Origin of the sequence: [Clostridium] citroniae WAL-17108, from assembly GCF_000233455.1 — a bacterium.
GTDB classification, from domain to species: domain Bacteria; phylum Bacillota; class Clostridia; order Lachnospirales; family Lachnospiraceae; genus Enterocloster; species Enterocloster citroniae.
Genome location: NZ_JH376421.1, coordinates 94,494 through 111,890 on the forward strand (window position 1 = coordinate 94,494; position 17,397 = coordinate 111,890).

Annotated in this window: 15 protein-coding genes and 1 riboswitch; of the genes, 6 read left to right on the forward strand and 9 right to left on the reverse strand. The window is 52.1% G+C overall.

Going from position 1 to position 17,397, the window contains the following annotated elements:
• Positions 1–86 precede the first annotated feature (86 nt).
• The 6 genes from HMPREF9469_RS10455 (at position 87) to HMPREF9469_RS10480 (ending at position 9,236) form a co-directional block, all read left to right on the forward strand.
• Positions 87–1,844 carry a sensor histidine kinase gene (locus tag HMPREF9469_RS10455; protein ID WP_007861739.1) on the forward strand — a complete coding sequence of 586 codons (1,758 nt, stop codon included), beginning with the start codon at positions 87–89 and terminating at the stop codon, positions 1,842–1,844.
• Positions 1,841–3,550 (forward strand): response regulator transcription factor, encoded by a 1,710-nt coding sequence (locus HMPREF9469_RS30640; RefSeq protein ID WP_007861741.1) that lies wholly within the window; start codon positions 1,841–1,843, stop codon positions 3,548–3,550. The genes HMPREF9469_RS10455 and HMPREF9469_RS30640 overlap by 4 nt, the downstream gene beginning before the upstream one ends.
• A 95-nt stretch (positions 3,551–3,645) precedes the next feature.
• A complete protein-coding gene (locus HMPREF9469_RS10465; RefSeq protein WP_007861744.1) occupies positions 3,646–5,058 on the forward strand; it encodes an ABC transporter substrate-binding protein in 1,413 nt (470 codons plus the stop codon).
• Positions 5,059–5,140: 82 nt separating this feature from the next.
• On the forward strand, positions 5,141–6,052 hold the full coding sequence (locus HMPREF9469_RS10470; RefSeq protein ID WP_007861745.1) for a carbohydrate ABC transporter permease: 912 nt from the start codon (positions 5,141–5,143) through the stop codon (positions 6,050–6,052).
• Positions 6,053–6,063: 11 nt separating this feature from the next.
• Complete coding sequence (locus tag HMPREF9469_RS10475; protein ID WP_007861746.1) at positions 6,064–6,912, forward strand: carbohydrate ABC transporter permease; 849 nt, start codon at positions 6,064–6,066, stop codon at positions 6,910–6,912.
• Positions 6,913–6,953: 41 nt separating this feature from the next.
• Positions 6,954–9,236 (forward strand): GH36-type glycosyl hydrolase domain-containing protein, encoded by a 2,283-nt coding sequence (locus HMPREF9469_RS10480; RefSeq protein WP_007861747.1) that lies wholly within the window; start codon positions 6,954–6,956, stop codon positions 9,234–9,236.
• Between the two features lie 17 nt (positions 9,237–9,253).
• Here HMPREF9469_RS10480 and HMPREF9469_RS10485 read toward each other — a convergent pair whose 3' ends face one another.
• The 9 genes from HMPREF9469_RS10485 to HMPREF9469_RS10525 form a co-directional block, all read right to left on the reverse strand.
• The gene (locus tag HMPREF9469_RS10485; RefSeq protein WP_157140286.1) at positions 9,254–9,517 is read right to left on the reverse strand and encodes a hypothetical protein; all 264 of its coding nucleotides are present in this window, start codon (positions 9,515–9,517) and stop codon (positions 9,254–9,256) included.
• 85 nt (positions 9,518–9,602) lie between these two features.
• A complete protein-coding gene (locus tag HMPREF9469_RS10490; protein ID WP_007861750.1) occupies positions 9,603–11,024 on the reverse strand; it encodes a four-carbon acid sugar kinase family protein in 1,422 nt (473 codons plus the stop codon).
• Positions 11,025–11,057: 33 nt separating this feature from the next.
• The gene (locus HMPREF9469_RS10495; protein WP_007861751.1) at positions 11,058–11,870 is read right to left on the reverse strand and encodes a beta-keto acid cleavage family enzyme; all 813 of its coding nucleotides are present in this window, start codon (positions 11,868–11,870) and stop codon (positions 11,058–11,060) included.
• Between the two features lie 70 nt (positions 11,871–11,940).
• Complete coding sequence (locus HMPREF9469_RS10500; protein WP_007861752.1) at positions 11,941–12,294, reverse strand: cupin domain-containing protein; 354 nt, start codon at positions 12,292–12,294, stop codon at positions 11,941–11,943.
• 179 nt (positions 12,295–12,473) lie between these two features.
• A complete protein-coding gene (locus tag HMPREF9469_RS10505; protein ID WP_007861753.1) occupies positions 12,474–13,214 on the reverse strand; it encodes a FadR/GntR family transcriptional regulator in 741 nt (246 codons plus the stop codon).
• Between the two features lie 167 nt (positions 13,215–13,381).
• The gene (locus tag HMPREF9469_RS10510) at positions 13,382–14,653 is read right to left on the reverse strand and encodes a TRAP transporter large permease (RefSeq protein WP_007861754.1); all 1,272 of its coding nucleotides are present in this window, start codon (positions 14,651–14,653) and stop codon (positions 13,382–13,384) included.
• Position 14,654: 1 nt separating this feature from the next.
• Positions 14,655–15,137, reverse strand: coding sequence for a TRAP transporter small permease (locus tag HMPREF9469_RS10515; RefSeq protein ID WP_007861755.1), 483 nt, complete (start codon positions 15,135–15,137; stop codon positions 14,655–14,657).
• A 14-nt stretch (positions 15,138–15,151) separates the two neighbouring features.
• Positions 15,152–16,171: a DctP family TRAP transporter solute-binding subunit gene (locus tag HMPREF9469_RS10520; RefSeq protein WP_007861756.1), complete on the reverse strand. Its 1,020-nt coding sequence runs from the start codon at positions 16,169–16,171 to the stop codon at positions 15,152–15,154.
• Between the two features lie 49 nt (positions 16,172–16,220).
• Complete coding sequence (locus tag HMPREF9469_RS10525; RefSeq protein WP_007861758.1) at positions 16,221–16,892, reverse strand: aspartate/glutamate racemase family protein; 672 nt, start codon at positions 16,890–16,892, stop codon at positions 16,221–16,223.
• 214 nt (positions 16,893–17,106) lie between these two features.
• A riboswitch (FMN riboswitch) is annotated at positions 17,107–17,224 on the forward strand.
• Positions 17,225–17,397 lie beyond the last annotated feature (173 nt).

The window sequence follows — 17,397 nt, forward strand, 5'->3', positions numbered from 1 at the left end:
AATTCCCCATCTTTCGTAATTCCCTTCTTTGTATGTTATAATTTTAGTCAAAAAACAAAGGAAATGCTATTGCGGGGGGATAATAAATGCGGGAAAAACAGAAGATGGGGTTCCAAAAAAAGCTGATGCTTCTTCTGCTGGGCACAATTTTGCTTTCAGGCAGCGTGTTTGCCGCCTTTTATGGAATATCCAGACAGGTGCTGAAAAAGAATATGATCGCATATTCCGAGGTCTATGTGGACAGCATTACCAGTTCCATCACCAATATGGTGCGGGAGATCGACCGCCTGAGCATGACCTTCCTGCTTCAGGAGGATATGATCAGAAAGCTGGGGGAACAGATCCCTGAGGACAGCCCCAGGTATGTGGATTACTACAATGAGGTTATGGCTTCCATTGAGCGGATCCTCAATGTAAGGATCGATGCGGACGGGATCCTCATAGCGGATTCCGGCGGCCGGGTGTTCACCGGGGGCCCCAATGTGCCTTACCGCCAGGGCGTCAACATTTCCCAGGAGGAATGGTACCTCACCTTTATGGATGACCCGGAAATGTTCTGTGTCATGCCCCTTCACAAGACCAATGCGGACGAGGTGTTTTCCATTGCAAGAAAGCTGAGAAGCTACAGCGAGATGAAGATCAACGGGGTGGTCCGGGTGGATATGAAGCGGCGGCTTCTGGACGAGATATGCCGCAAAAACAGGCTGGACCAGAACAGCGTGGCCCTGTTTGACCGGAAGCAGAATTTGTTCTATCTTTCCGGGACTGACCCGGGCAGCCGGGTCATGGAGGAGATCCAACACAGGCTGGACAGGGAATCAGGCCCGTTCCAGGTAGTTCTGGGCGGTCAGGCATGGAATATCAGCATGGAACACTCCGACTATCTGGACATGTATGTGGCCTACATTGTTCCCCAGGATGTGCTGCTCAGGGATCTCAATGAACTCAGCCGCATTGCCGTCATGCTCCTGGTCCTGGGCGGCGGTCTGGCCGTTGCCCTGGCTGTGGGCTCCTCCAAGGTGATGAGCCGGGGCGTTTCCAGGGTGATGGAAGGCATCGAAGCCATTGAGCGGGGAAACCTGGATGTGGAGATTCAGGTGGACAGCAATGATGAGATCCGAACCATTGCCGCGGGCCTGAACCACATGGCGGGCCGGATCAAAGTACTGATGGAGGAAAAGGCCCAGATTGAGATCAAGAAAAAGGAAGCGGAGATCATGATGCTCCAGCGCCAGATACGCCCCCATTTTCTTTACAACACCCTGGACGGCATCCGTATGAAGGCATTGCTGAACCAGGACCACGAGGCGGCTGAAATGATCGAAAAGCTCAGCCTTCTGCTGCGGCGCACAACAGATATGAAAACCGAGTACGTAAAAGTACGGGAAGAGCTGGAGTATGTCACCTGTTACATAGAACTGCAGAATCTCAGGTTCAGGTACAAGTTCCAGTTGGATGTACAGATTCCGGAGGATGTCATGGACATGATCATCCCTAAATTTTCCCTGCAGCCTCTCATTGAAAATGCGGTCCATCACGGACTGGAAAAGCGGAGGATGAACCGGCAGATCCGCATCAGTTCCCAGTGCACGGATCAGACCGTGGATATCACGGTGGAGGACAACGGAAAAGGGATCAGCCCCCTGCGGCTGGAAGAAATACGGGCAACCCTGGACCAGCCGGACACGCTGGAAAGCGAGCACATCGGACTAAACAATATCAACACCCGCCTGAAGCTGTATTACGGAAAGGAATACGGACTGAGAATTGACAGCCAGGAGGGGATAGGAACAGCACTGAGCCTGCATCTGCCGCGGGCTTCACAGGATAAGGGGGAAGTATGAACATGTACAAAGTGGTTTTAGTGGATGATGAGGAGCTGATCATTGAAGGAATGAAGCAGCTGGTGGACTGGGAATCCCTGGGATGCCGGATCGAAGGGGCTGCCTATGATGGGGATGAGGCCCTTGACATCATCAATGAGACGGAACCGGATATCATTATTACGGACATCCGCATGCCGTCCATGAACGGACTGGAAATGATCGACCATGTAAAGGAACAGTTTCCTGATGTGGTGATCATGATCATGAGCGGTTACAGTGACTTTGAATACGCACAGAAAGCGCTGGAAAAAGGCGCTGCCTGCTATATGCTAAAGCCTGTGCTGGAAAAGGATCTGCGGGAGAGGATCCTTCAGGCGGTAAAAAAACTGGATGAAAAACGCCTGCAGAAACAAAAGGAGGAGGAGGCCACGGTCCGCCTCTACCACCTGAAACGCGGGGCCAAGGAGAATTTTCTGCGCAAGCTGCTGAGGGAAGACCTCTCCCCTTCCCATATCCTGCATATGTGGGAAAACATGGAACTGTGTCCTCCCAAATCCATGGCCATGGTGGCCCTGCTGGATACGGACATTCCCCTTCGGGACACGGAACAGGCCGTTATCAAGTTTGCTATTGACAATATGATCGAGGAGATCTGCCTGGAGGCGGGCAGCTGCGAGTGCGTTTCCCTGGGCAATGAAACTTCCGCCATCCTGTTTCTGTATACCCCCTCCATCCATCTCCCCTCCATCCATGATCCTTCCCTCCATGACCCTTCTCTCCATGCTCCTTCTCTCCATGCTCCTTCCTCCCATGAGGTACAGAGCCATGGGCAGACACGGGAAAGGGCGGAGGATTCCTTTCAGTCCGTTATTTCCCGTCTCCTTGACACCGTAAAACAGTTCTGCCGCGTACCCATGTCAGCCGGGATCAGCAGCGGGGTTACATTTCCGGACAATGTGCGCACCGCCTATACAGAGGCTGAAAAAGCCCTGGAGCGCCGTTTTTATGAATCCGGGGAAACCGGTATTTACCAGGGAGGCATTCAAAGAGGCGGAAAAAGGGAGGATGTGGATTACAAGGAATTGCTGGAATGGAAAGAAAAACTGCTGGACGCGGTACAGCACCGGGAACAGAAAAATGCCATGGTCCGCTTGGGCCGTTTCTGTCACGGTATGTTTGACGGAATGGGCATGGAGAGGGAGGGCATCTACACGGAGATCATCCGGCTGCTTACGGATTACCAGGGTATCCTGCTCCAGCACCAGATTGAAAACGGAGCCTACGACACATCCCAGATCTTCCAGCCCGATTATCTGTATCAGTTTAAGACCTCGGGGGAACTGCGCCGCTGGCTGGAGACTGTCACGGAACAGATCATAGCGTTCCTGGGGCAGGAGTCCCTGGAAGCCTCCACCCGTCTCATTGACCGGATGAAGCATTACATTTCCCAGAATTACCAGACAGTGACCAGGCAAAAGGCCGCTGATTACTTTTTCCTGAACCCCTCCTACCTGAGCCAGCTGTTTAAATCCGAGACAGGAGAAGCGTTTACCGACTATGTGACCCAGGTACGCATGGAGGAAGCCAGACGGCTGCTGTCCACAACGGATCACAAGATACAGTACATAGCGGAACTGGTGGGTTATACATCCAACCAGCACTTTACCCGTACCTTTAAAAAGTACGCGGGCATGCTCCCGGTGGAATACCGGAAACACAAATAAGACCTAACAAAAAGTTAAAACCATATAATCTCAGGTTCACAAAAGGGTTTTTCAATCCGATATAATGTCACTATCAAATATAAGGAGAGGGAGTTATGAAAAACCTAAAAAGAATCACCATTCTTGCCATGGCCGGGGCAATGGCATTTACCACCGCCGGATGCGGCAGCACATCTTCCAACAGCACAAAATCAGGTTCCGAGGCAGGGACAGCCGGAAGTTCGGCAGGAAGCTCTGCAGCGTCTGGAGAGACCACGGAAATACGAATCTGGACCAAGGGAAGCGGCCCGGATGAGGGCATCCAGAAACTGATCGAATCCTTTAACGAGTCACAAAGTGAAGTCCATGCCACCTATGAATATTATGGAGAAAACTATTCCAGCGTGGTACAGATGGCCATCTCCGGGGATTCAGCCCCCGATATTCTGGAATGCAGCGGCGGCATCACGGTCCAGACCCTGGCAAAGCAGGGACAGATCGTTCCCGTGGATGACTGCATCACGGATGAGATAAAGGAAAACTACAACCCCAGCGCATTTACACCAGAGGAGTTCTATCTCAACGGCGAACTCTACTCCGTACCGGTACGTGTCAGCGCCTACCGTCTGCTGTACAACAAAGACCTTTTTGAGAAGGCGGGTTTAAATCCTGAGGAACCGCCAAAAACCCTGGAGGAAATGCGGGAATATGCCAAGAAGATCACCGAGACAGGCGGCGGGGAAGCATACGGCTTCGGGCTGCCTCTGGGCGTGGCCCAGATCTGGGAACGTGTGATCGACCCCATTCTCTACGCCACCAGCGATGTACAGCGTTACGGATGGAACAATGCCACCAAGTCCTATGACTTTGGCTCCAACAAGGATTACTTTAACTTCTATGTGGATATGATGAAGGACGGCTCCCTGTTCCCAGGATACCTGACACTGGGAATCGACACCCTGAGGGCCAACTTTGCAGCGGGGACCATTGGAATGTATATTGACGGAACCTGGATGCCCGGAAGCTACGCAACCCAGATGGATGCAAAATGCAACTGGGATTCAGCACCCCTTCCCGTATTTGAAAGCGATACTGCCGACAAGTACTGGGCAGAGGGCGGCGTAAACTGGGTTGTGGGCAACGGCAAAAACGTGGAGGCTGCCAAGAAGTTCTACACCTACTGGCTGTCCAACCAGACCATTGCCAACCAGTACATGCCGGTTCCCAGAAATGACAACCGCGCCAATGACCTGGATTCCCTGGGCATCGAGGATCTGAACCTGCAGGGTGTGGAGTACAGCTTTAAGACAGATGACCTGGATATCCCTAAATTTGAACCTCACAAATTCATCAGCCTGGAGGGTGATGACCGTAACACGGTATTCACCAACCTGTTTGCCAAGGCTGCTGAGGGAGCCGATATTTCGGCTGACCTGGATGCGGCCGTGGAAGACCTGAACCAGCGCTATACATTAGGCCTGGAGGACGCCATTGCCAGCGGATCCATTGATGAGAGCAGCGTGAAATAGGAGAAAGCAGGGCTGCTGTAAAATGTAATGTTTTGCAGCAGCTCTATTTTTGACCAAAATTCAGAAAGGATAGGTAAAAAAAGTGAAAACTGCCGGAACAAATAAGGGTTTCCTGGCCCGTCTGGGCAAATATAAACAGCCGTATCTGATGATGTCCCCCACCATCCTCATGGTAATACTGTTTGGAGTGTATCCGCTGCTGTACGTACTGTATTACAGCTTTTTCAAATATGACGGTTTTTCCCCCGCCGTGTTCGTGGGGCTAAGAAACTACACGCGCCTGTTTAAGGACGCGACCTACTGGAACTCGGTGATCAACACACTGCAGATGGGTGTTGCCATCCCGCTGGTGCAGATCCCCTGCTCACTGCTGCTGGCCGTGCTGTTAAACCAGCGGTTCAAAGGCCAGAGCCTGGCCAGGGCAATCATCTTTGTACCCAATATCACAAGTACTGCCATCATGGCAATCGTATTTTATTTTATGTTCGCCTCCTACAACGGAATTATCAACGGTGTGCTGATCAAAATGGGCCTGATCGAAAAAGCCATTGAATGGTTCGGCAACGGAACCATGGCCAAGATCGTCATTGTGCTCTTTTGTACCTGGAGCGGCGTGGGATTTTACATGGTATTGTTTTTATCAGCCCTTCAGAGCATCCCATCCGATGTATACGAAAGCGCCAGGGTGGACGGGGCCAACAAGATCCAGACCTTTTTCAGGATCACCATCCCAATGATGGGAAGCATGTTCCAGACCATCACGGCCCTGTGCATCATGAACGCGCTGAAGCTGTTTGACTCCGTAAAAGCCCTGACCAACGGAGGTCCGGGAAATTCCACGGAAGTCATGACCATGTACATCTACAGATACTTTTTTGAGACCATGGGCACTGCCCAGCAGGGTTATGCCTCTGCCATCAGTATCCTGTCCACGGTGCTGGTTATGTTCATTACGCTGCTCTATATCCGCGCCACCAAAAACATGAATTACTAGGAGGGATCTTCATGTCGAAAAAAGCAAACCACAGAAGAGATATGATCTTATTATACGCCCTGCTGGCAGTCATCATTTTCCTGCTGGTATTTCCGCTGGTATACGCAGTGGGCGGTTCCTTTAAATCCACAGAGGAATTCCTGTTAGGCGGTCTTAAGATATTTCCGGAAACATGGCGTCCCGAGAACTATATGAAAGCCTGGAAGCAGGCCAACTTTGCCAGATACACCTTAAACAGCGTGTTCTTTGCCGTGGCATCGGTGATCGGTATCATCATCACATCCTCCATGACAGGATATGCCATGTCCAGGTGCGATTTCCCGGGCAAAAAACTGCTCACCGGCACCTTTGGCTTTATGATGTTCCTGATCGGGGCAGTTACCCTATTCCCTATTTTCCAGCTCTGCCGCAAGCTCGGGCTTCTGGATTCCATCTGGGGAATGGTCATCACCCAGATCGCAACCGCCCAGCCCTTTTACTGTATCCTGGTCATGGGATACTGCAACGGGATCTCCAAGGAGATAGACGAGGCGGCTACCATTGACGGCGCCAGCTTCTTTAAGGTCTATACCACGATCCTGATGCCCATCATGAAACCCATCCTTGCAACCACCGGTATCCTGGCCTTCAGGGATACATGGAACAACTATATGATGCCCCTGGCATTTACCCTGTCCCGCTCCGAACTGCGTCCCCTGACAGTGGGCGTGGTGCTGCTCAAGGACCAGGGTGACGGCGTGGCTGCATGGAGTACCATGCTGGCCGGAACCGTAATGTCCATTGTCCCCATACTGATCGTCTATCTGTTTCTGAACCGGTATTTTATCGAGGGGATCACCGCAGGAGCGATCAAAGGGTAATGCACAAAGGGTTATGGCCCGGAAGGAGATAGTATAAACACATGAAAGAATACGGATATTTCAGAAACCAGGGCAGCGAGTTTGTCATTACCACCCCCCATACGCCCCGCCACTGGTACAACTACCTATATAATGACAGCTATATAACATTTACCTCCCAGGTGGGCTACGGCGAAAGCCTGATCCAGGGACATCTGGGACGGCGGATCCTGCTGGCGGACAGCCGCCAGGTCTATATCCTGGACACGGAAAGCAGCCAATACTGGACTGCCAACGGACTGCCCGTAAAAAAGGAATACCAGGATTTTTCCTGTGTGCACGGAATCGGTTATACGGAGATATTCTCCCAATATATGGGTATTTCCAGCAGTTTCCGCATCTTTGTGCCTCAGGATGCCAATGAGGAGATATGGAGCATCAAAGTAAAAAATACATCCAACCGAATCCGTACCATCAAAGTCATCCCCTACGCCAAGACTGAGACCGATGGTGTGTACCGCCCCCAGGGCTACAACGTGGACACAGCCGGTTTCCGGCCTGAATTAAACGGGGTTGCCACCCGCTCCTATGCCAAGATCCAGTCGGAAAACTTCCAGGAAGTTTCCGCCTACTTCCTGGCAGACCGCGAGGTAAGCGGATATGATACAAGAAAGAACGCTTTTATCGGAACCTACGGCAATGAACAGGAGCCTGACGCCCTGGCAATGGGCGGATGTACGGGAAGCTGCTGCATTGGGGAAAAGATCTGTCTGGCCCTTGAACACACCGTTACCCTTAAGCCCGGAGAAGAGGCCCAGTTCCATTACGCACTGGGCGTGGCCCTAGCCTCCGGTGAACTGGAGGAAGCCGCCCGCAGAAACAATGCCCGGACCGTGGAGCAGAGACTCATGGATGTCAGGGAGCAGTATGCCGCACAGGAAAAGGGCGTAACCATCCGCACCCCTGACGAGTCCCTTAACTGCCTCATCAACTTCTGGACCAAGCACCAGACCAACATGGGCAGCCGCTGGGCCAGGGTGCGCCACAACGGATACAGGGACATGGTAAGCGACAGCGAATGCCTGGCTTCCTTTAACCCGCAGCTGGCCTGGGAACGTTTCAAGCGTGCCCTGACCTTTCAGTACAGCAATGGGTATGCTCCCAGAACCTGGCTGGACGGGGAGATACGTGACAACAACTTTGCAGACTGCGCGGTATGGATCCCCATGGCTGCGGCTTCCATCATTGAGGAACTGGGCGATGTCAAATGCCTGGAGGAATCCGTGCCCTTTAATGACGGTTCAGAAGCCAGCGTCTATGAGCATGTAAAACGCGCCGTGGATTTTCTCTGGGATTTCCGGGGAATCCATGGGCTGGTCAAATTATGGGGCGGTGACTGGAATGATATGATGAACCAGGCCGGATTAGAGGGAAAAGGCTCCAGCGTCTGGCTTTCCCTTGCGTGGTGCCGGGCCAATGAGAGATTCGGCGCCCTGGCCCTGGCCCTTGACAGGAAAGAAGACTTGTTCTTCTCCCGGCTCCGCGGCCAGGAAATGAAGGATATCATAAACGAGACAGGATGGGACGGTGAATACTACATCGATGCCTTTAATGACCAGGGCGAGCCTCTGGGCTCCATGTCCTGCCGGGAGGGAAAGATCTATCTGATCCCCCAGCTCTGGGCAGTCCTGGCCCAGGTTGCCGAGGGTGAGAGAAAGCAGAAGATAATGGATGCCGTGGACAAATACCTGGAAACCGATCTGGGGACCCTGGTATCCTGGCCCTCCTACCACAGCTATGTGGATACCATTGGCCAGATGACCCAGAAACCCGCAGGCGTCCATGAAAACGGGGGCGTTTACCTCCATCCCTGCTGCTGGAAGCTGGCTGTGGACAGTATGCAAAAGGACAACCAAAAGGTACAGATGGGTCTTCAAAAGATCCTTCCCTTCCACCATGAATACCATAAAAAATACTGTGAGCCCTACATTATGTGCAACTCCTATTTTACAGAGGAGACAGGCTACCGTCTGGGAACGGCGGGACAGACCTGGCGGAGTGCAACCGGAGCCTGGCTGACCAAGGCCCTGTTCCAATACGTCCTTGGCCTCAAAGCCGAAATCCCCGGCCTGCGCCTGGAGCCATGCCTGCCGCCGGACTGGAAGGAATGCTCTGTCACAAAGGAGTTCCGGGGAGCGGTTTACAACATCCGCTATACCCAGACCGAGGACCACGGATGCAACCGGATCGCTTCTGTTATGGTTAACGGGTCCCCCTGGACAGAGCCTTATCTTCCATGTGGATCCGGGATGGTATATGAGGTGGATGTAAGGTTGGTGAAGTAACGGCTGATCCCATGTGATCAAGACCACCAAAGCCTCCCTGGCATCACCTGCACTACATGTTTTCCGGTCCGGATGGGATGAAATCTGACAACATACGGCGCTATGCTCTCAGCAAGGAGAATAGCGCCCATACATATTAAAAGCCGGCCTTCTTTAATTACATAAGCAATGTAAGCCGACATCTCTCTGTCCGGGTACATCCTTTTCAGAACGGTTTCATACTGATTCAGAGTATGGATAGAACCACAGTTTAGCACCTCCTCCAGAAACCTGTCATACATCTTCTCTTTCTCCAACAGAAAACAAACAAAACCCATCAGAGAAATCACGCTTCTCCAATGGGTTTTAACTTCTTTATATATCTTACTATCTTCCCATCAATTCCTCCACCGCTTCCCTCAGCGTCTCCGCCTCCCCCACATTTCCGGGGAAAATGACATAGGGCGTACCTGGGAACCGGCTCTCCGGGCCTGTTTTCCACACCGGTATCCCCGGGCGGATCTGTCCCAGGACAGTGGCCTGTCTGACCTTAAGGGCTTTGGTCCCCACATCGCTGGATGTGATCCCTCCCTTTGCCACCACAAACGCGGGAGTAACTTTTAACCGTCCTACCAGTGACTGTACCGCATCCGATATCCGGACCGACCTCAAAAGCGCTGCCTCGGGACTGTCACTTTCCAGGGAAAGCAGCTTCCGCTTTGTGTATACCACTGCTGTCACGCCCTGCTCCAGCAATTCCTCCTCATGCATGAGGACAGTGTTTATTTCCTCCTGGAATTTAGCCTCATCCAGAACCAGGTCGGAGTTAAATTCGATCATCTCAATTCCAGGCACCTGCCTTAAGGCCTCCAGCTGGATGGTGGTCTTTTTTGTGTGGGAGCCTACCACAATGATCCCCCCGGTTTTCCGGTCCTCTTCCACCATCTCATCCCTGGTGAGCAGGGGCCGGTCACTGACCGCTCCAAACTCCTTCACAAAACCGGCGGCTGTGCGCAGCATAAACCTGTGTCCATGATCCATGGCATTGTAAAGAGCAATGCAGAATACCTTCAGGTCACATGCATCCGCAGCATTGACCACAATTTTCCCAAAATCCCTGAGAGACAGGAGTTTTTGGGTAATTCCATCGTAATCCAGGCTGCGCAGTTCCTCCAGGGAAACGCTCAACACATCAGCGGCCCTGTATCTGCCCTCTGTCTTTTCCTCCACATATTCCCTCAGATCAGAGGAATGGTATCCAAAGGTCTTATCGCCTGCAAACTCCGTCTCCCCTGCCGGTACCAGCTGCTCCCCATACTTTACATAGTGTATGTTGTCAATGGTAAAACGGCCGCCCTCCTTAAAATACGGGCAGATGATCTCACCGTCCACAGGTTTTCCCCTATGGCTCTCCTCCACCCGGGCAAGGAGCTCTGTCTCCAGGGGATAGTGTCCCCTCAGGGTGGAATCTCCCCTGCTGACAATCACATAATCGATCCCCGTCTCCTCAGACACCTTTGCCACGGTCTCCCCGATCTCCACATGGGCCCTGGTGGTCTGCTCCACTGTAAAGCCCCTGGAATTGGTCAGTATGTAAAAGAGTTTGTTCTCCTCCTCAAAGCCCTTTTTTACACTTTCATAGGACCAGTCCGTATACACGGAAATGCCGTGTACCGTCTGTACCCCGGTAGGGTCGTCATCCAACACTACAATCTTATGCCGGTCCTCCCGGCATCTGGTTTCCAGTAAAGCCTGGACAGCACCGCAGTCGATCTGAGGGTACTGTTTTAACACATCTGCATCCAGCATATTTGTCTTCCTCTCTTCCCCGGTATAGATTTCCTATCTTCCTATACCAAAAAACTCCCTGGCTTCACCAGGCGTCATGGGTTCCTTATCCATGGCCCGCAGCATCCGCACCGTCTTTGCAACAAGGGGCGCATTGGTATCCGCCTGCGTTACGGCATTCAGATAATTGCTGTCCTCAAAGCCGATCCTCACCGTCTTGGCCCCCATTCCGACTGCTCCGGCCAAAAGGGAAAAATCCCTTCGGTTTGCCTGTGTGATGCCCCAGATCGTGCCTGCGGGGATCATCTGGATCATGGCTGCCAATGCCTGCGGGGTGGCGGGCGCTTCCCCCTCATGCCCCAGCACAACACTGAACAGTACCGGGTCCGCAAACTCATATTTTTTCATCAGCTGCGTCATGGCCCAGGTATGTCCGATCTCAAAGGTCTCCACCTCAGGCGTCTTTTTCTGTTTCAGCATTTCCCTGACGCAGTATTCCACATCATCCATGGGATTGCAGTAAACGGCCTTTCCCAGGTTGGTGGAGCCCACATTCAGGGAGCACGCCTCCACAAGGCCAGAGTACAGCGGGGCACACCGATCCTCAATGGTCAGGTCAGAAACACCGCCTGTGGACACCTCGATCACAATATCCGAATCCCTTCTTATCATGGCCAGTGTCTCTTCCAGCAATGTCATATCCTTGGTCAGGTTCCCCTCCCTGTCCCTCACATGCAGGTGCACCATGGCGGCCCCTGCCTTATAGCATTCATATACATCTTCTGCAATCTTTTCCGGTATGATCACCTTGTCCGTGGCCGCCACCGGGGCAACGTTTACAAGGACCTTTTGTTCCATATCTTTCATGGTCATTCTCCCTATCCTTTTACATCATTTATAGCGTTCATGTCTTTCTCTATGCCCTCTGTTCTCTGGTCTAGGCGTAAAGGACCTGTGCAATGAGTACCAGAGGCTCCGTTCCCTCCTGGGCGATCCCATGGGTATCCCCCGGCTGGGCCGCGATCATATCCCCGGCCTCCAGATGCTGCTCCTGCCCGTTGACCGTGTGCACCGCCTTTCCGCTGATAATCACCATGGTCTCCATCTCGCCTTCATGGGTGTGCATCCCAATGGAAACACCCGGGTTTAAGGTGTGGCGCACATAGGCCCTTCCCTTTCCCATCATTTCTTCCGGTGCGCAGAGAAGCTTTTCCATTTTGACGGTTCCCTTGCCGCCCATGCATCCCTCTATGGGGACTGTTTCCAGTTCACATTTTTTTCTGTATATCATATCCTGCCTCCAAGTTTCATTTTCATTTTGTTTCTATCCTGGTAAATAAAAAGCGGCTGCTGCATTACCGACCTTCACAGCGACTTTCACGCCCACAGTCATCCTCTGCAGCAACCGCCAGCCGGCGCCCCACTGTCTCAGACCCGGTGCATTGCCATGCTGTTACCATTCACGATCATTCACGATTCATCTTTTACTTTTGCCCAGTACTGGTAATGCTCCTCCACGATCCCGTAGATCCCCGCGGCATCCCTGTCCTGCAAAAGCTTTACGATCCTGCGGTGCATATCCAGAAAGTTCTCAACATCCCCTGCCTGGAATATCTGGTCTATGGTAGACATGCGGGAACGGCGTGTGATCTTATCCACGTAATTGCAGATGGACTGGAGCATCACATTCTCCGTAATCCCCACAATGGCCATATGGAACTGCACATCCGCCTCAAACAGGTTCTTCACCTGGGGCATATCCATATGGGCCTGGCGCTCCAGCTCCTCCATGGCATGTTCGATGGCTTCCATCTGGGACTTTTCCAGTTCCCTGGACTTTAATTTGTCCACGGCCAGCTGAAGAAGCCCCACGTCAATTACTTTGCGCAGCTCCACGATCTGCTTGGTGGAATCCTTTTGTAAAATGATCCCGTACAGTACGGGATAGATCATCTTACTGTCATACTCCTGGCTCACAAAAGTACCTTCCGCCCGCTTGATATGTACCACGCCGTAAGCCTCCAGCACCTTAATGGCTTCCCTGACCGAATTTCTTCCCACTCCCATGGACTCCGACAATTCTGCCTCTGTGGGGATCTTATCTCCCGGGTTAAGTTCTCCATTTATAATAGCATTGGTAATGTTATCTACAATCTTATTTACAACCGACTGTCCTCCGACAGCTTCCTTTAAAAAACTGGTTTTCTCCATGCTGAACCTCCTTTGCTGCAAACGCGTCAGCCTGCCTGCTGCGGCCGCTTACGCGGGATGTATACCGTCCTGGTCCGGTAAGCTTCCCTGCTAACCGGCCGGGCGGCCCACTTATCCATAAGTATACATCATATGTTGGTTCAGCGCAATCTTACGTTAAAATACTGTTATGAAGGAATCAGGCAGAGACTCAGCGCCGGTATGTATGTGATGGCAAACAGGGCGATCAGCGACATCAGCAGCAACGGCACCATTTTCCGGCAGATCACCTCGAATTTCACCTTTCCGATGTCCGCGGCCACATACAGGTTTGGCCCTACGGGAGGTGTCACCTGGCCGATGGACAGGTTCAGCACCAGGATCACGCCCAGCTGGATCATGTTGATATCCAGAGACTTGGCAATGGGCATGATGATGGGGACCAGGATATAAAGGGCGCTGGTGTTGTCCATTACGCAGCCGGCACACAGGAACACAATATTGATGATAAACAGCATAATATACTTGTTATCCGTAAGGGCCAGGGCCATCTCCGTAAGGTTAGCGGCTATGCCTTGCTGGGTCAGTACCCAGGAGAAGATACCTGCGTTCATGATGATCAGAAGGATCATGCCCGTTGTCTTGGCGGTTGAGAACAGCGTCTCCTTCAGTTCCTTAAAGCGCAGTTCCTTATAGACAAAGATCCCCACGATCAGGCTGTACACAACGGCAACGGCCGCTGCCTCGGTGGGTGTAAACAGCCCTGAATAGATGCCTCCCAGTACAATGACCGGGCTTAACAGCCCCCACACCGTGTCTAAAAACAGCCTTCCGATCTCCTTGGCGGACGCCCTCTTTGTCTCGCCCTTCCACCCATGCTTTTTGGACTGGATAAAGACCATGATACAGAGTACAAATCCGAATATCAGTCCCGGAACAATACCGGAAAGGAACAGATCCCCTATGGATTCACCGGTGATCATGCCATAGATGATAAAAGTGATGCTGGGCGGGATCACGGTTCCCAGGGAGCCGGATATGGCGGAAAGGGCGCTGGAAAATCCTGCGTCATACCCCTGCTTTACCATGGCCGGTATCAGGATGGAACCCATGGCAGCAACCGTGGCCGTACCGGAGCCGGATATGGCTGCAAAGAACAGGGCTGCCACCACTGCCACGTACCCAAGTCCACCGTGAACCGGCCCGATGATGCTGTCCGCCAGGTTGATCAGGCGCTTGGAAATGCCGCCTTTATCCATGATCGCCCCCGCAAGCACAAACAAAGGGATGGTAAGGAGGGAAAACTTCTGCACCGTGGCCTGCATCATGGACGGAATCACCCCCAAGGGCGCTCCCGAGAACAGGAGGGTGAGGGCGCTGGATACTCCCAGCACAATGGCAATGGGAATGCCAAGGACGATCATCACTGCCATGGAACCAAAAAGAATTGCTGCTGACATACTATTCTCCCTCCTTTGCTAACCTGATCTCATACTGTACCATACGGATAATGGAACACACGGCCGACAGGGGAATGGCGATCCCGATGGTCCACTGGGGCATCTCCAGGACGCCGGTCAGCAGATTGTAATGATACTGCCTGTAAACCATCTGGATTCCCCATATGATCCAGATCCCATAATTGGCCGTACACAGCAAAAGCCGGCACATACGGTAAGTTCTTCGGGCCGCGCCCTGAAACTTATCTGTGAGATAATTAAACCCCATATGGGAATCTGTCTTAAACACACTGGCAGCTGCCAGGCAGCACACCCACACAAACATGGTGGTCACCAGTTCCTGGGTAAATGACATGTTAAACCAGGAGATCTTTCTGGAAAATACATTCATAAACGTAACCAGGGTCATGATAAGCAGTGCAGCGGAGCACAGGTATTCCTCAAAGTTCTCCCAGAAATCCTTTAATAAGCCTTTTTCCTTCATAACGTTCCTCCTCGTTATTCTTTGTAACCGCCGGTGAACAGATCGATCACATCCTGTCCCACTGACTGGGCGTAATCATCATAAATGCCGGCGCAGGCTTTCTGGAACTCCGCCTTCTGTTCATCCGTCAGCGCTGTGATGGTTGTCCCGCCGTCCCTCAGTTTCTGGATAATGGCCTCCTCGTTTTGCGCCAGGTACTCATTCCCCCAGTCCAGGGCCTCTGTTGCACACTCTTTTACCAGGGCCTGGTCCTCCGGCGACAGCTTCTCCATGGTCCTCTGGCTCATCACCCAGATGGTGGTATCCCTGACACCGTCCCACAAAGTTACATACTGCTGAACTTCCGCAAACTTGGAGGAATCAAACACGGCAATGGGATTCTCCTGTCCGTCAATGGTCTTTTGCTGAAGGGAGGTATATACTTCTGAGAAATCCATGGCCGTGGGGTTTGCCCCAAAATAATTCCTGTAAAGATCAATGAAAATATTGGCGCCCGGCACACGGATGTTCATCCCCTTTAAATCTTCCGGTTTTGTGATCTCTTTTTTGCTGTTGGAAATCTGTCTGGAACCTGCGTTGTTGATCCCCAGCATCTCCATCTCCAGGTCGTTGCACCACCCGTTTACCACCTGATAGACCTTCTCACTGTGGCAGAAAGCCAGCAGGTCATCTGAGTTGGGAAACAGGAAGGGGAGCCAGAAGGAGTAAAACTTCTTATCATAGTTGGCAATATTAGGCGGCGCGCAGGAATGGATGTCGATATTGCCCGCCTGTACCAGTTCAATGGCCTTTGTCAGGTCGCCGCCTGAAAGGCCGCAGTTGGAATATATGTTAACCTCGATCCGTCCGTTGCTTTTCTCCTGCACCAACCGCTTAAACTCCTGGGCTGTCAGGTCGCTGATGGATCCCGGGCTTTGGGTGTGTGTAAAATGAAGTACCACTTTCTTGTCCTGGGCCGAGCCGCAGGCTGTCATGGAGCAGATCAGGGCTGCGGCGCATATGACTGCAGCTGTCCTTTTTAACCTTTTAAACATGCTTCCCTCTCCTTTCGTTACGAGCACTTAAAGACCGCATTCCGGCCCCTTACAGCAATCCCTTTCTCACAAGCGCATCTTTTAAAGCGGCCGCCCCAAACCTGGGACTGGATAGTACTACTTTACCATACTTTTCATGAATATACTCTTCACAGTATGCCATGGACCCCTGGGCAAAGAGGATCACATCCACCTGGTCCGCGATCTCCCCTGCATACCGGCTCATCAGGGCCTTAAACTGCTCCTGGTCAAGGCCGAACGCCCCGTCCACCAGTGCATCCACCAGCTCCACCCGGCGGTTCATCTCCCTGGCAACCCGCAGTATGGTATTCTTGGTTGGGTTTAATGTGGTTGGAAGGGTGGCCATAACGCCGATCCTTCTGCCCTGCCTCACCGCCTCCCTGCACATCTCCTCATCCACTCGGACAATGGGGATACCTGTAAACCTGCCGATATCCTGGGCCGCATCCGCCACTTCTCCCACGGATGAACACAGGTTCAGGACCGCGTCCGCTCCCTCCGTAACCGCCTTCATATACATCCCCACCAGCCGGGCTGCGGGAGGGGCCGTCACATAACCCGCATCCCTGACTTCCGCCAGAATGGAGGGGTCCTGATAGCTTGCAACCTCCGTATCCGCCGGGAGCGCTGCCCCTACTTCCTTTTCCACCAGCTCAATCAGTTCAGGTGTTGTACTTGTGTAAACCAATGCCACTTTCATGATGATCCTCCTTTGATCCCTGTCCTTTTTTCTATATATCCTACATCCTACGTTCTATGTTTCATGTCATTAATATACTACATCCTACGTTGGTTGTAAACAGTGATTCTGCACATCATTACAAAAAGAAAATTGTGCAGTTTTTCCAAACGAACTCCCTGTAACCCCATTGACTTCCGGGGCCATTTGTGCTACGCTAAAATAAGCAAATGAATAAGTTCTTCGGGGCAGGGTGTGATTCCCTACCGGCGGTATAGTCCGCGACCCGCTTAGGCGGTTGATTTGGTGAGATTCCAAAACCGACAGTATAGTCTGGATGAGAGAAGGCGATTGAATTCATATGGATAATGAAGCATATGCCGTTATTTATATTGAATTGTTTATGACTCCCAGGCCCCTATGGCTCTGGGTTTTTTTGATGTAAAGACGTGCCGCGCAGCTTTATGATCCAACGGTTTAACAAGGTTTTACCAAAGGACTTGTTTCATTGCAAAACATCTGATAT